Here is a 13,624-nt window from a genome sequence, read left to right as displayed (position 1 = left end):
GTGCGCCACATATCCCTGCGCAAGCAACCTCAACCGGCAGGAGAGCAGACAAGGTGCGCGGCATGAACTTCGCCTGGATCGGCATCGGCATCCTTGTGCTCGCGGCCATCGTGCTGGTGTCGCGCCATTCCGACGGGATGGTCGGCGGCGTCACCAACGCGGACTTCGCCTCGCTGGTCAGCGGGGTCGCCCTGCTGATCGTCATTGGCGGCTCGATGCTCGCCAGCCGCCGGTTCAACACCGGTACCGCGCTGCGGCATGCCACCGTGTGGCTCGGCGGGATACTCATCCTCGTGACCCTGTACAGCTATCGCACAGAGTTCGCCGGCCTCGGCGCCCGCATCTTCGGAGAGCTGGTGCCGGGCGCGCCAATCTCATCGACGGATACCGACGGACGCATCGTCGTCGCGCTCAGACGCGACGCGAGCGGCCATTTCGGCGCGCGCGGCACCATCGACGGCGCCGGTGCGCGATTTATCGTCGATACCGGGGCGAGCGTCCTGACGCTGACGCCAGCGACCGCCGCCGCGGCGGGACTCGACCCGGGCGGGCTCTCTTACTCGGTGCCGGTCGAGACGGCCAACGGCATCACCTTCATGGCGCCGGCCAGGATCGGCCGGCTGGAGATCGGTCCCCTCGCCTTCCATGACCTGCGCGCCTACGTGGCGCCGCCGGGCGCACTGAACGACAACCTGCTCGGCGTGAACGTGCTCGACCGGCTGACGTCCTATTCGGTGCGCGGCGACGAGATGGTTCTGACGGGACCGCGCTGACCCGGCGTCCATTATGCGTTTACCGTTCGTTTACCGAGGCCGGAGGCCGGCGAACGGTTTCACCCTCGACTTACCCTTTTCGCCTAGCCTCGAGGGCCGTTCGCGCAAGTCCAAACAGGCGACCTGTCCGGACGGGCAACCCGGAGCCATCGCGATGATGCGCGGTCTCGCAATCCTGTTCGTCCTCGGCGCCGCCGTCTACGCGGCCCCGAAGCTCGAGCAGTACGTCAGCCAATCGGAGAACCCGGACGCCGGCCGCGACGAGTCCGCCAATTCGTCCACCTATGCCACCGCGCCCCTCACCGTGCGGCTGCGCGCCGACCCTCGCGGGCATTTCCTGGTCCAGGCCACGGTGAACGGCCGGACGATCGACATGCTCGCCGATACCGGCGCATCGGCGGTGGCGCTGACGGAAGCCGACGCCAGGCGCGCCGGCTTCGACCCGCGCACGCTCGATTTCAACATCCCGGTCCAGACCGCCAACGGCAAGGTCAACGTGGCCAGCGTCATGCTCGATCGCATCGAGGTCGAAGGGATCGTGCTGCGCGACGTGCGCGCGATGGTCGCCGAAAACGACGCACTCGCCTCCAGCCTGCTCGGCATGAGCTTCCTGGGCCGCCTTGCCAGCGTCAAATTATCCGGAGATACCCTCGAACTCGTCAAATGAGACGGTTCCTTCCCGTACGAGAGTGCTGTAACTGCTCTCGCCATCGTCGAAACGATCGAATGGACAGGTGATGCTTCCAAAGCCGACCGCAGCGGTCGCGGCCAACACCGCGGCCTACGAGACCACCCCGCTCGTCAAACCGACCGGTTTTCGCGAGTACGACGCCCGCTGGCTGATCGGCAGCGAACTGAACCTGATGGGCGCACAGGCACTTGGCCTGGGCATCGGCACGCTGCTGCACGAGCGCGACGTGCGGCCCGATATCGTCGTTGGCCACGACTACCGGTCCTATTCGCAGTCGATCAAGCTGTCGCTGGTCGCCGGGCTGATGTCGGCCGGCTGCCGGGTTCACGACATCGGCCTGGCAGTTTCGCCGATGGCGTATTTCGCCCAGTTCGCGCTCGACGTTCCCGCGGTCGCCATGGTCACGGCGAGCCACAACGACAACGGCTGGACCGGCGTGAAGATGGGCGCCGATCGGCCACTGACCTTCGGCCCCGACGAGATCGGCCGGCTGAAGGAGATCGTGCTGTCGGGGGCGGGCGTCCAGCGTCAGGGCGGCTCCTACACGTATGTCGAGGATTTCGGCGAGCGCTATGTCGCCGACCTCGTCGCGGGAAAGACGCTCAAGACGCCGCTGAAGGTCGTCGCGGCGTGCGGAAACGGCACCGCCGGGCTGTTCGCCGCGCGGGTGCTCAGGGCGATCGGCTGCGAGGTCGTGGAGCTGGATTGCGAACTCGACTACAACTTCCCGAAATACAATCCGAACCCGGAAGACATGAAGATGCTGCACGCCGTCGCCGACGCGGTGAAGGCGAGCGGCGCCGCCGTCGGACTTGCGTTCGACGGCGATGGCGACCGCTGCGGCGTCGTCGACGATAGCGGCGAGGAGATTTTCGCGGACAAGGTCGGCGTGCTGCTCGCCCGCGACCTGTCCGCCCGGCACCCGGGCTCCAGGTTCGTCGTCGACGTGAAATCGACCGGCCTGTTCGCCACCGACCCCGTGCTCAAGGAGAACGGCGTCTCGGTCGACTACTGGAAGACCGGCCATTCCTACATCAAGCGGCGCGTCAACGAACTCGACGCACGGGCGGGATTCGAGAAATCCGGCCACTTCTTCTTCAACGCGCCGGTGGGCCGCGGCTATGACGACGGCCTGGTCGCCGCGATCGCGGTCTGCGAGATGCTGGACCACAATGCCGGCACGCCGCTGTCTGCGCTTCGCGCCGCGCTGCCGCAGACCTGGCAGTCGCCGACCATGTCGCCGCATTGCGCCGACGAGGTGAAATACGACGTGGTCGACAGGGCCATCGCGCATTTCAAGACGCGCGCGGAGGCCGGCGACAGCCTGGCCGGGCAGAAGGTCCGCGACGTCATCACCGTCAACGGCATCCGCCTCGTGCTGGAGGACGGCACCTGGGGCCTGGTTCGCGCCTCCTCCAACAAGCCGGAACTCGTCGTCGTCGTCGAGAGCCCGACCTCGGAGGCCAACATGCGGGCGATCTTCGCCGAGATCGACGACTACCTGTCGGCCCAGCCCGAAGTCGGCGAATACAACCAGAAGATCTGAATCGAATTTCCCGCGACGCGCCGGCGCGACTGTTCGCGCCGGCAGCCGCTATGCGACCGAGCCGCGCTGTCTAGAGCCAGATCCAGACGCCGACGAAGCCGTCGACGGTATCCCCGTCCTCGGAGACGGGAACGATCAGCCGCTCGAAGGTGTGCAGCTTGCTGCAGACCTGCGCGTTCACCCGCATCCAATAGTGAGGCCGGGCCTCATCGACGACCCTGTCGTAGACCGACTCGAAGTAGTCCACCTGCTGGGGAGCGGCCAGCTCATCGATGGAATAGCCCTGGATATCGCGACCGAGCACAGCCTGGTGGCCGGCGCCGACCCGCGAATAGACATAGCGCCGGCTTCCCTCGGCGCGCGGCTCGACGGTGATCAGCACCGCTCCGGGCTGCCGCTCCATAAGATCGTCGACCCCCAGCTCCTGCGCCGACGGCAAACGCCCGTCTCCGCTGAGATCGACCCAGCGGCGATAGAGATCGTGAAGCGCGGGATCGGCGCTTTCGGGCGCGGGCGACCCAACGGCGTCACTCATTGAAATTCATGTCCCGAACAGCTCCCCACCGCGTTCGAAATACGTGAAACGGAAAATAGGTGGCCATGCTATTCGCTCAGTTGCCGATAGGGCATTGCGACTTTTATCCTCCCGCGCCAAATTGTTGTTCCGCAACGTTAGGAAAGACATGCACGGCGTCAGCACCGACCGCCTCCAGGTCTCGGCAGCGCTGTTGACCGGACTCGCCGAGGTCACGAACGCTTCCGGCCTGAGCTACGAGAGCATTGCCGGAGCCGTCGGCCTTGCGGACTTCGATCCCAAGGACGACGAGCAATTCGTCAACCTCGACAGTTTCGCCAAGTTCCTGGAAGTCGCGGCGTTTCTATCCGCCGACGACAGCTTCGGCATACGTCTCGGCGAATGGCAGCTCACGGCTCCCGCCGGACCGCTGGCCATTGCCATGGCGAACGCCGCCGACGGCCGGACGGCGCTGGAAATACTGACCCGCTACCTGAGCACGCGGATCGACGTCGCCTACGCCGAACTCGTGGTGGAATCGAATCGCGTCGTCGTCGAATGGGGCTTTTCGCCGCTGATGGTGAAACGCTGGCAGCTCAACGATTTCGCGGCGGTGCTGATCATGGGCCTGTTGATGCCGATCATCGACCGGAACTGGCGCTCGATGGCGGTGCAGCTGGTTCGCCCCGCACCGCGTACGCTCGACTGCCATCGCCGCATCCTCGGCCGCGTGATCGAGTACTCTCAGCGCACGAACCTGATCGCTTTTCCCCTCGACGCGCTCTCCGCCACCCCGGCGAACGCCGATCCCGCGCTTTTTCGCATCGCCTGCAGGCTTCTCCATCGGATCCAGGTGGAGCGCAACCACGCGCGCGATCTGATCACCAGCGTCCGCGAGGAGATCATCCAGGCGCTGCCGAGCGAAGACGGTGCCCAGCTGAAGCGCGTGGCGCGCCGCCTCGGGCTCAGCGAACGCAGCCTCCAGCGCTATCTTTCCGAACACAACACTTCGTTCCAGCAGCTGTTCGACGAAACACGCAAGGCGCTGGCCGAGCGCTATCTCGAGGATCCGAGCCTCAGCTTCTCGGAGATCGCCTATCAACTGGGCTTCTCAGCGCCCAGCGCGTTCACGCGCGCGTCCTACCGCTGGTTCGGCAAGAAGCCGAGCGTCGTGCGCGGGGAACTGCGGAGAGAGCCGACCGGGCGGTAACGGCCCCGCCGCCACCGCTCACCCCCGGCGCGGTGAAATGTTAATTATATGGCGCCCATAGATAATAATGTCGTTTTCATCGCGTGGCATAAGCTAGCGCAACGACATGGCTGCTGCGGACGTATCGGTCCGCTGTCCGACCAGGAACCGATGAATTGAATCGTACAGTTGTCGCGTTCCCACAGATCCCGTGTGGCGATCCAAAGCTCTCGGGAACACGTCGTATGTTTATATGTCAACGGATTTCGACGACATGGCATTCGATCAGAACGATCCCATGCCATGCACTATCCGTGGGCGACTTTGGAGGCAGATGAAGTGACACATGAATCTGGTGTGGTCCTTGGCCTACCCCAGGGGCACGGCGAACGAGAGGCGGGCGCGGCAGCGAACCGCAACCTGTTCACCATCGGCGAAATCGCGCGGGAGTTCGGCTTTACGCTGCGCGCCCTGCGCTTCTACGAGGAGAAGGGTCTTATTTCTCCGCGCCGCAATGGCAACCGTCGCCTCTATTCCGTGGAGGACCGGCAGCGCCTTGAGGTCATCGCCAACGGCAAGAAGATCGGGATGCCGCTCGACGACATCCACGAGATCCTGCGGGCGGGCACCGCGAATGACGACACGCCGATGATCCGCGTGGCTCTCGAGAAGGCGACCGCGCGGCTCGATGCCCTCGAGGCGGAGAAGGCACAGGTCGAGAGCTTTACCCGCGAAGCCCTGAAACTGATCGACGGGCTGAACAAGAAGCTGAGCGACAAGGCATCCGCCGTCGCCGGTTGATCCGCACTGGTTGAACCGGGCCGGTCGGTCCGGTGCCACCGATCCGGAATAGCCCCCCGCGCATTGCGGCCGCCGGGGGGCTCTCCCCTCCCCTTACAGCAGGCTGTACCCGAAGCGGGCCGCGACGATCAGCAGGAAAATGCCGAAGGCCATTTCCAGCTGTCGCCGCTTCAGCGCATGCGCGAGCCGCACCCCGAGCGGCGCGACCAGGGTCGACACCGGGATCACCAGGGCGACGCCCAGCAGGTTGACGAACCCGAGCGACAGCGGCGGCAGGCCTTCCACGCCCCACCCCGACCAGATGAACCCGATCGCCCCGGGGATCGAGATCAGCACGCCCAGCCCGGATGATGTCGCCACGGCCTGGTGGATCGGCCGGCCATAGAGCGTCATGATCGTGTTGCCGAAGGTTCCACCGCCGATGCCCATGAGCGTCGACAGGGTTCCCATCGCGCCGCCGATCAACGACCGCGCCGGCTCGCCGGGCAGATCGGCGCCCAGACGCGCCCCGCTCGTCCCCAGCACAAGGCGCACGCCCACGAGCAGCGCCAGGACGGCGAAGGTCGCCTTGAGGCCCGTGCTCGACATCATGTCGGCGATCAGCGCGCCGAGTATCACGCCGAGAATCACCGGCACCGCCCAGCCGCGCAAGAGCTTCATGTCCACCATGCCGCGCTTGCGGTGCGACAGAAACGAGCGGATCGACGTCGGGATGATGATGCCAAGCGAGGTGCCGACCGCGATATGCATGCACAGCGCCGGATCGACCTTGAGGGCGGTCAGGAACTGATAGAGCACCGGCACGATGACGGCGCCGCCACCGACCCCGAAGGCACCGGCCAGCAGGCCGGTGAGGATGCCTGTCGCGACCAACGCGAGCGCGAACATCGCCATGTCGGCGACCGAGAAATCCAGGACCAAAGTCGTGACCTTTCGTTGAGATGTGACGTCAGGCAGCGTCGCGCCGGGCGGCGCGCGCGAGGGTTTGATAGGCATCGAGAACGAGGTCGGGACGCGCGCCGGGGCGCTGCGCGTCGACGGTCAGCATCCGCCGCCACACGCGCGCGCCGGCCTCGCCGTGGAACAGGCCGATCATCGGCCGCGTCACGTGATGAAGCGGGACGCCTTGCGCGGTCTCGCGGTCGGCATAGGCGTGCATTTTCGCGATCAGCGCCTCGTCCGTGATCGGCGGCGCCGGATCGGCGAAGACGAGCCGGTCCACCTCGCGCAGCAGCCCCGGCCGCTGATAGGCGGCACGGCCGAACATGATGCCGTCTAGCGTCTCCAGGTGCGCGACCGCCTCCGACACCGATCCGAGGCCGCCGTTCAACGACATCGGAATGCCGGGAAAGTCGCGCTTGAGCCTATGCACGCGATCGTAGTCGAGCGGCGGGACGTCGCGGTTCTCCTTCGGGCTCAGGCCCTTCAGCCAGGCCTTGCGGGCATGGACGACGAGCCCGTCGGCGCCGGCGGCGATCTGGGCGGCGACGAAGCGGTCGAGCGGCGCGCCGGTATCCTGATCGTCGATGCCGAGCCGGCACTTCACTGTAACCGGGACGGCGACGGCGGCCTTCATCGCCCGCACGCAGTCGGCGACCAGCTCGGGCTCGGCCATCAGGCAGGCGCCGAAGCGGCCGGACTGTACCCGGTCGGACGGGCAGCCGACATTGAGATTGACCTCGACGTAGCCGAATCCCGCGGCAATGGCGGCGGCTTCGGCCAGCTCTTCGGGGTCGGAGCCGCCGAGCTGGACGGCGACGGGAAGCTCGGCCGCGTCGAAGCCCAGCAAACGCCGGCGGTCGCCGTGCAGGATCGCGGCGGCCGTCACCATTTCGGTATAGAGTAGCGCGTGACGGGTCAGCAGCCGGTGGAAATACCGGCAGTGCCTGTCCGTCCAGTCCAACATGGGCGCGACGGCAAAACGCCGAGATACGCTAATGTGCGATTGTCCTTCTTTTTCCACTACTTAGTCCATATCTCTCATTTTTGCCCTTGCCTCATTTGGGCTGATTTTGTACCTTTTTAGCCGGAAAGTACAACAAATGTTGTACCGCTAAAGGCAATGTTGTACCGATATGGGCACGATCGTAAAGCGTTCACGCAAGGACGGATCTGTAGCATGGCTCGCGCAGATTGTCATAAAGCGCGGCGGCAAGATCGTTCTGCGTGAGAACAAAACCTTCGAGCTCCGGTCAACAGCCAACGCCTGGCTCAGCCAACGCGAATATCGGCTCGGTCAACCTGGCACGCTTGAGGTCGCGCTCAAATCCAGGTCGAGTGGGAACCAAGACCCGACGCTCTCCGACGCGATAGATCTCTACATCCGCGAAAGCAACGAGAAGATCGGACGCACAAAAGCGCAGGTGCTCAAGAGCATCAAGAATTTCGATATCGCCGACAAAACATGTGCGTCGATCTCCAGTGCCGATATTGTCGCGTTCGCGCGCGAGAAACTCGAGAGTGGGGTTCAACCGCAGACCGTCTCAAATTATCTCTCTCACCTCGGCGCTGTATTCGCCATCGCGCGCCCTGCCTGGGACTACCCTCTTGACCGGCAAGCCATGCAGGACGCCTGGATCGTCGCGGATCGGTTGGGTCTAACGACGAAGAGCCGTGAACGCGATCGTCGGCCAACCCTCGATGAACTCGATAGGCTCATGCAGCATTTCAAGGATCGGTCGGCTGCTAGGCCGTCCTCCATACCAATGCATCGGATCATCGCCTTCGCCATTTTCTCAACCCGCCGGCAGGAAGAGATCATCCGGATCACCTGGAAAGACCTGGACAAGGAAGGCAAGCGCGTACTGGTGCGCGACATGAAGAATCCCGGCCAGAAAATCGGTAACGATGTGTGGTGCGACCTGCAGGAGGAAGCACTTGCGATCGTCGAGGCGATGCCCAAAGTCGCCGATCAGATCTTCCCCTACACCACCGACGCGATCGGTGCGTCCTTCACGCGAGCGTGCAAGCTTCTCGGGATCAACGACCTCCGCTTTCATGACCTGCGGCACGACGGTGTTTCGAGGCTGTTCGAGCTTGGCTTGAACATACCCAAGGTCGCATCCAACTCCGGACACCGGTCGTGGACGTCGCTCAAGCGCTATACGCACCTGCGGCAGACAGGAGACAAGTACGATAGCTGGAAATGGCTCACGGAAGTGACCAGGAAGGACCCTGCCCTAAAGCTCGTGCAACACGGGCAGTTTCCCCGGAGACGGCGTTCCCAGCGGACGGCAGGCCGAAACCATTAAGCGATCGCGTCACCGGTCTCGGGCGTCCGGCGCCTCCGCCATCGCGAAGCCCGGATTGATATTCACAAAATTACCCGGGTGACGAGACGCGGTTCTTTGGTCGAGACCGAGCAGATCGATGTCGATCAGTTGATGTATGGATAGCCCCGCGTTCAGTGGACAAGTTGCCGCAAAAAGTTCTGAGCACGCTCTGTCTGTGGGGTGTTGAAAAAGACGTCCGGCTTGTTTTGCTCGACGATCTTGCCTTGGTCCATAAAGACGACCCTGTCTGCTACTTGCCGGGCAAAACCCATCTCATGAGTGACACACAACATCGTCATTCCGTCACCCGCGAGTCCGACCATCGTATCAAGAACTTCCTTGATCATCTCCGGGTCGAGCGCGGATGTTGGTTCGTCGAACAACATGACCTTTGGTTCCATACAGAGGGCGCGCGCGATGGCGACGCGTTGCTGTTGTCCGCCCGAAAGCTGAGCAGGATATTTGCTTGCTTGTTCCGGAATGCGCACTTTTTCCAGATATTTCATCGCGGTCTCCCGCGCCGCACTAGCACCGACGCTGCGGACCTTGATGGGTGCCAAGGTACAATTTTCCAAAATCGTCAGATGCGGAAACAGGTTGAAGCTTTGAAAGACCATTCCGACTTCGCGGCGCACGGCACCGATGTTTTTGATACTCCCGGTCAATTCCGTCCCGTCCACGACAATCCGCCCGGCGTCGTGATGCTCGATTCGGTTGATGCAGCGGATCAAGGTGGACTTTCCCGAACCGGACGGCCCGCAAATGACAATCTTCTCGCCCGCTCGAACTTGCAGGTCTATGTTCTCAAGGGCAGCAAAATTGCCGTAGCGCTTGCCCACATTTTCAAGACTGATGACGGTGTCAGTCGCCGTCGGTGGCGATATTGAAGTGTGCAACATATGGATTCAGTTTCCTCCGGCAGTCTGCCGCTTAAACGGTCATGTTCGATTTGCGGATCGTGCGCGATTGCCGGACGTCGAACCTATGTTTGAGCAGCGCGACGCATTGCGACGCTATCCAGCAGATGGCGAGATAGACTACGGCGACAAACAGGTAGAGTTCGACCATCCGGCCATTGATTTGCGAAAGCTTCGACGCCGCCCCCAGAAAGTCGGTCATCGACAAGACATAGACCAGAGAGGTGTCCTGAAACAGGATGATGGTCTGAGTGAGGATTATTGGGGATACGGCGCGGAAAACCTGCGGAAGTATGACGTAGGCATAGGTATCGAATGTCGACAGGCCAAGGGCGTCGGCCGCCTCGAATTGACCCTTGTTCAGTGAACGCAGGCCCACTTTGATGATCTCGGAATAATAAGCGGCCTCGAAAAGGCCGAATGTAATGAACGCGGTATAGGTCGCGCCGAGCGGCATGGGGCGCCCACCGGCAAATACGCTTCCCAGCACGATCGGGACCAGAAAGAAGAACCAGAACAGAACGAGGATCAGCGGGATCGACCGCATAACCGTGATATAGACCTGGACGACCTGCGTGAGCACCGGCACGTTTAGGTGTTGGATGAGCGCAAAGATCGTACCAAGGACGATGCCGATCAAAAAAGCGACCACAGTGAGAATGATAGAGAACTGCAGTCCCGATAGCAGATACGGCAGGGATTGACCGATTACGGAGAAATCAAGCTCACCCATGTGCTTTCTCCATTTTCTGAACGAGCGGCACTGTCTTGTTGCGGTCTCGCGGATCGTTTCCGGGGATGTGTAGGCGCGCGTCAATGAACATCATGAGTTGGTAGGCGCATAGCGCCAGCACCAAATACAACACAGTCGCCGCGCTGAAAGCGGCAAAGGTCTGAAAGGTGTATTCGCTGATCTGCCGAGCCTGAGCGGTGAGTTCCAACAAACCGATGGTGAGCGCCACCGATGTGTTTTTGTAAATGCCCATGACCTCGCTGGTCAGGCTCGGGATGATCAGCCTGAGCGCCTGTGGCACGATGACAAATCGATAAGTCTTCCAACCGGAAAGCCCCAGCGCCGTCGCGGCTTCGCTTTGCCCTTTGGGCAATGCCTCGACGCCGGTACGCACCTGCTCGGCGACCCGTGAGGCGGTGTAAAGGCCAAGACAGATAAGCGCGGGAACAAAAGCGCCCCAAGGGGGTGCCATACGCTTGACCCAAGTACCGGCGGCAGTCGGCAACAGTTCGGGCAAAACGAAATACCACAGAAACAGCTGCACCAGCAGCGGAATATTTCTGAACAGCTCGACATAGAGCCGGCAAATACCCGCGATCAGCCGATTATTCACAGTGCGTCCGACTCCGACGAGCAAGCCAACCGCAAATGCGATCCACCAACCCAGAAAAGCGAGCGCCAACGTCCAGCCAAGCCCGGAAAGCAGCCATTGCCAATAGTACTGGCCGCTTGGAGATTGTTCAAAGAGGACGTCTGGCATCTATTTGGACCCATTTTTTTACAGAGAGGACAACGGCTACTTGAACCGACAGACCCCCCGGGAGGCGGATGCCCCCGGGGAAAGCACGACACTTGGGACGCCTATTCCAGAGAGTCGCTGGGATTCTCAACCCGCGCCTTGAGCCCGTCGCTCATCGGCAAATTGAGATTTTCGTCATTGGGCGGAATCGGCTGCGTGAACCATTTATCGTAGAGTTCCGCATACCTTCCTGATGTCATGGCCTCGGATAGGGCGCTGTCGACCAGAGCCTTGAATTCGTCATCGCCCTTGCGAAGCATCAACCCATAATATTGGGCGCCGCCATAGTTACCCTTGACGAATTTGAAACTGTCCGAGTCCGGTGCGGACGCGACAAGACCGGCTTGCAGGATGTTGTCCTCGAACCAGGCGTCGGCGCGGCCGGTGCGCAATAACAGCAGAGATTCCGCCTGCTCCTTGCCCTGGATAACGGTAAAACCGAGATTCTTTTCTGCGTTAGCTTTTTCCGCCACCGGCAAGTTAAGTGACCCTTGCGTGACCGCAACGACCTTGCCGTCGAGATCCTGATCGGAGTCGATGCCACTGTCTTTCTTAGTCAGCCAGCTTGTCTCTCCCACAAAAGTCGCCACGCTGAACGCGACTTCCTCCTGACGCCTGGCAGTGTTGGTCGTGCTACCGCACTCGAGGTCAATCGTGCCGTTCTGAATCAGCGGAATACGATTGGAGGCATTCGCCGGCGCGTAGCTGACGTTCAGATCGGGCATGTCCAACTCGGCCTTGATCTTATCGACCACGATGTTGCACAGGTCGATCGAAATCCCGACCGGCGTCTGATTGGCGTCCAGATAGGCAAACGGAACCGAAGTTTCGCGATATCCCAGGGTGATTTCCCCGGACGACCGAATTTCATCCAGCGTCGCACTCTGGGCAAATGCCGCAGCGGGACTTGTAATGGCCGCAGCGGTGAGAACGGCAAGTATATATTGCTTGTCGATAGCCTTCATTGGTGAGCTCCCTGTTGCTCTTAATGGAAATTCAAAATCTGAACGCTGCGGCCGGCGGCGATCAGGCCGCCTTGCTGGCAGGCAACTCCTTGAGGCTCTCCGCCAAGGACTCTTCGAGAATGGAGATCGCCCGGTCGATCTCCTCGGTCGTCACGGTCAGTGGAGGTGCGATCCGCCAGACGGATCCGCGTTCCGGTCGCCGTCTGATGTTCATGCTGAGGCCGCGCTCGAAACATTTCTGGGTCGTCAGCGCACCCAATTGGTGAGCGGGCGTGCGCGAATTGCGATCGGTCACAAGTTCGACGCCGAGAAGCAGGCCGAGCCCCCGGACATCTCCGATTACGTCATAGCGCTGCTGAATGCTCTCAAGTCCTTGTTTCAGATATGCGCCCATCTCGTTGGCGCGGGCAATGAGGTTTTCCTGCTCGATCACCCGCAAGACGGCCAGCCCCACTTCGGCAGGAAGCGGGTCGGACACATGACTGGTGTAGTAGGTGAACTTGCGCGCATGAATTCTGTCTTCGATCTCTGGCGTCGTTGCGACCGCCGCCAGGGGCAAGCCGCCGCCCAAGGTCTTGGACATGGTCACAATATCCGGCGTAACGCCGAAATACTCTGAGCCGGTGCGCGTACCGATCCGACCGAAGGCGGTTTGCGCTTCGTCGAAGATGAGCAGCATACCGCGATCGTCCGCCGCTTTGCGCAGTGCTTCCATAAAGGCCTTGGGAGGAACCAGAACACCGCCGGCGCTGATCACGGGCTCGGCGATAATCGCGGCTCCACGACCAGCGGATTGCATATCGAACAGCTTCAGCGCGAGCTCGAGATTGGCCAACGCGGCCTCTTCGGCCGTTTCCGCCGGAATATAGGGGCGATACGCATTGGGCTCGGGGATGACAAAGACGCCCGGGGCCGGTACGCCATAGCCCTTCCGGTCGCTGGCCATCGACACCGAACCTGCCCCGCCCGTGATGCCATGCCACGATCCGCCGAGCGTCAGTACCTCGTAACCATCGGTATACATCTTGGCCATGCGCAAGGCGACTTCGGTCGCCTCGGACCCGGTGTTTATGAAGATCGAGCGGGTAAGGTCACCAGGCATCCATTCTTCGCCGACGACTTTTGCCAGCTGTGCCACGACTTCGGGGATCATGCCCGAGAAGAAATGGTAAGCTTTTTCGCCAGCACGCTGTACCGCCTCTACTATGGCGGGATGATTGTGCCCGATGGTGGCGCACATCTGCCCCGAAGTGAAATCGAGATATTCCGTACCCTCAACATCTTTAACGACAGTGCCCCTGGCCGATGAGAAGAGGTTGGGGAATACGTCGCCGCCATATCTCACGAGAAATTCCTGATAGGCTTCGACCCGCGTATTCGTCATTGACCGCTCCCTTGCTTCAGGCGCGCGACATCGCTTTCAG

14 protein-coding genes are annotated in these 13,624 nt (G+C 61.9%); 6 read left to right on the top strand and 8 right to left on the bottom strand.

What is annotated here, in order from left to right; all coding sequences use genetic code 11:
• The first annotated feature begins 62 nt into the window (after positions 1 to 62).
• The 3 genes from ACSF9G_RS07895 to ACSF9G_RS07885 all read left to right on the top strand — a co-directional run bounded on the left by ACSF9G_RS07895 (position 63) and on the right by ACSF9G_RS07885 (position 3,010).
• Complete coding sequence (locus ACSF9G_RS07895; RefSeq protein ID WP_436642082.1) at positions 63 to 773, top strand: retropepsin-like aspartic protease family protein; 711 nt, start codon at positions 63 to 65, stop codon at positions 771 to 773.
• A 157-nt stretch (positions 774 to 930) separates the two neighbouring features.
• On the top strand, positions 931 to 1,440 hold the full coding sequence (locus ACSF9G_RS07890; RefSeq protein ID WP_436640239.1) for a retropepsin-like aspartic protease family protein: 510 nt from the start codon (positions 931 to 933) through the stop codon (positions 1,438 to 1,440).
• A 70-nt stretch (positions 1,441 to 1,510) separates the two neighbouring features.
• Positions 1,511 to 3,010, top strand: coding sequence for a phosphomannomutase/phosphoglucomutase (locus tag ACSF9G_RS07885; RefSeq protein ID WP_436640237.1), 1,500 nt, complete (start codon positions 1,511 to 1,513; stop codon positions 3,008 to 3,010).
• Positions 3,011 to 3,080: 70 nt separating this feature from the next.
• On the opposite strand, the gene ACSF9G_RS07880 is transcribed toward ACSF9G_RS07885, so the two are convergent.
• Complete coding sequence (locus ACSF9G_RS07880; RefSeq protein WP_436640235.1) at positions 3,081 to 3,545, bottom strand: hypothetical protein; 465 nt, start codon at positions 3,543 to 3,545, stop codon at positions 3,081 to 3,083.
• Between the two features lie 148 nt (positions 3,546 to 3,693).
• Between ACSF9G_RS07880 and ACSF9G_RS07875 the strand changes: the two genes are divergently transcribed.
• Entirely contained in the window at positions 3,694 to 4,734 is a 1,041-nt protein-coding gene (locus tag ACSF9G_RS07875) for an AraC family transcriptional regulator (RefSeq protein WP_436640233.1), read from the top strand.
• Between the two features lie 318 nt (positions 4,735 to 5,052).
• On the top strand, positions 5,053 to 5,514 hold the full coding sequence (locus tag ACSF9G_RS07870) for a MerR family transcriptional regulator (protein WP_436640231.1): 462 nt from the start codon (positions 5,053 to 5,055) through the stop codon (positions 5,512 to 5,514).
• Between the two features lie 93 nt (positions 5,515 to 5,607).
• On the opposite strand, the gene ACSF9G_RS07865 is transcribed toward ACSF9G_RS07870, so the two are convergent.
• On the bottom strand, positions 5,608 to 6,408 hold the full coding sequence (locus ACSF9G_RS07865) for a sulfite exporter TauE/SafE family protein (protein WP_436642080.1): 801 nt from the start codon (positions 6,406 to 6,408) through the stop codon (positions 5,608 to 5,610).
• A 55-nt stretch (positions 6,409 to 6,463) separates the two neighbouring features.
• Positions 6,464 to 7,477 (bottom strand): tRNA dihydrouridine(20/20a) synthase DusA, encoded by a 1,014-nt coding sequence (gene dusA / locus ACSF9G_RS07860; RefSeq protein WP_436640229.1) that lies wholly within the window; start codon positions 7,475 to 7,477, stop codon positions 6,464 to 6,466.
• Between the two features lie 112 nt (positions 7,478 to 7,589).
• Between dusA and ACSF9G_RS07855 the strand changes: the two genes are divergently transcribed.
• Positions 7,590 to 8,765 carry a site-specific integrase gene (locus ACSF9G_RS07855; RefSeq protein WP_436640219.1) on the top strand — a complete coding sequence of 392 codons (1,176 nt, stop codon included), beginning with the start codon at positions 7,590 to 7,592 and terminating at the stop codon, positions 8,763 to 8,765.
• A 152-nt stretch (positions 8,766 to 8,917) separates the two neighbouring features.
• On the opposite strand, the gene ACSF9G_RS07850 is transcribed toward ACSF9G_RS07855, so the two are convergent.
• The 5 genes from ACSF9G_RS07850 to ACSF9G_RS07830 all read right to left on the bottom strand — a co-directional run bounded on the left by ACSF9G_RS07850 (position 8,918) and on the right by ACSF9G_RS07830 (position 13,584).
• On the bottom strand, positions 8,918 to 9,685 hold the full coding sequence (locus ACSF9G_RS07850) for an amino acid ABC transporter ATP-binding protein (protein WP_436640209.1): 768 nt from the start codon (positions 9,683 to 9,685) through the stop codon (positions 8,918 to 8,920).
• A gap of 31 nt (positions 9,686 to 9,716) precedes the next feature.
• Positions 9,717 to 10,436, bottom strand: coding sequence for an amino acid ABC transporter permease (locus tag ACSF9G_RS07845; protein WP_436640198.1), 720 nt, complete (start codon positions 10,434 to 10,436; stop codon positions 9,717 to 9,719).
• Positions 10,429 to 11,196, bottom strand: coding sequence for an amino acid ABC transporter permease (locus tag ACSF9G_RS07840; RefSeq protein ID WP_436640196.1), 768 nt, complete (start codon positions 11,194 to 11,196; stop codon positions 10,429 to 10,431). The genes ACSF9G_RS07845 and ACSF9G_RS07840 overlap by 8 nt, the downstream gene beginning before the upstream one ends.
• A gap of 101 nt (positions 11,197 to 11,297) precedes the next feature.
• A complete protein-coding gene (locus ACSF9G_RS07835) occupies positions 11,298 to 12,200 on the bottom strand; it encodes an amino acid ABC transporter substrate-binding protein (protein WP_436640194.1) in 903 nt (300 codons plus the stop codon).
• Between the two features lie 61 nt (positions 12,201 to 12,261).
• Complete coding sequence (locus tag ACSF9G_RS07830) at positions 12,262 to 13,584, bottom strand: aspartate aminotransferase family protein (protein ID WP_436640192.1); 1,323 nt, start codon at positions 13,582 to 13,584, stop codon at positions 12,262 to 12,264.
• Positions 13,585 to 13,624: the final 40 nt, after the last annotated feature.

The organism is Microbaculum mangrovi (genome assembly GCF_051390635.1).
In the GTDB taxonomy this organism is placed as follows: domain Bacteria; phylum Pseudomonadota; class Alphaproteobacteria; order Rhizobiales; family Tepidamorphaceae; genus Microbaculum.
The sequence above is the reverse complement of the archived record's forward strand: the minus strand, read 5'-3'. Positions and strand labels throughout refer to the sequence as shown.

Coding starts and splice junctions, on each gene's coding strand:
- ACSF9G_RS07855 (WP_436640219.1), top strand. CDS start 7,590: ATGGGCACGATCGTAAAGCGTTCACGCAAGGACGGATCTGTAGCATGG.
- ACSF9G_RS07885 (WP_436640237.1), top strand. CDS start 1,511: ATGCTTCCAAAGCCGACCGCAGCGGTCGCGGCCAACACCGCGGCCTAC.
- ACSF9G_RS07835 (WP_436640194.1), bottom strand. CDS start 12,200: ATGAAGGCTATCGACAAGCAATATATACTTGCCGTTCTCACCGCTGCG.
- ACSF9G_RS07865 (WP_436642080.1), bottom strand. CDS start 6,408: ATGGCGATGTTCGCGCTCGCGTTGGTCGCGACAGGCATCCTCACCGGC.
- ACSF9G_RS07850 (WP_436640209.1), bottom strand. CDS start 9,685: ATGTTGCACACTTCAATATCGCCACCGACGGCGACTGACACCGTCATC.
- ACSF9G_RS07880 (WP_436640235.1), bottom strand. CDS start 3,545: ATGAGTGACGCCGTTGGGTCGCCCGCGCCCGAAAGCGCCGATCCCGCG.
- ACSF9G_RS07875 (WP_436640233.1), top strand. CDS start 3,694: ATGCACGGCGTCAGCACCGACCGCCTCCAGGTCTCGGCAGCGCTGTTG.
- ACSF9G_RS07895 (WP_436642082.1), top strand. CDS start 63: ATGAACTTCGCCTGGATCGGCATCGGCATCCTTGTGCTCGCGGCCATC.
- ACSF9G_RS07890 (WP_436640239.1), top strand. CDS start 931: ATGCGCGGTCTCGCAATCCTGTTCGTCCTCGGCGCCGCCGTCTACGCG.
- ACSF9G_RS07840 (WP_436640196.1), bottom strand. CDS start 11,196: ATGCCAGACGTCCTCTTTGAACAATCTCCAAGCGGCCAGTACTATTGG.
- ACSF9G_RS07830 (WP_436640192.1), bottom strand. CDS start 13,584: ATGACGAATACGCGGGTCGAAGCCTATCAGGAATTTCTCGTGAGATAT.
- ACSF9G_RS07845 (WP_436640198.1), bottom strand. CDS start 10,436: ATGGGTGAGCTTGATTTCTCCGTAATCGGTCAATCCCTGCCGTATCTG.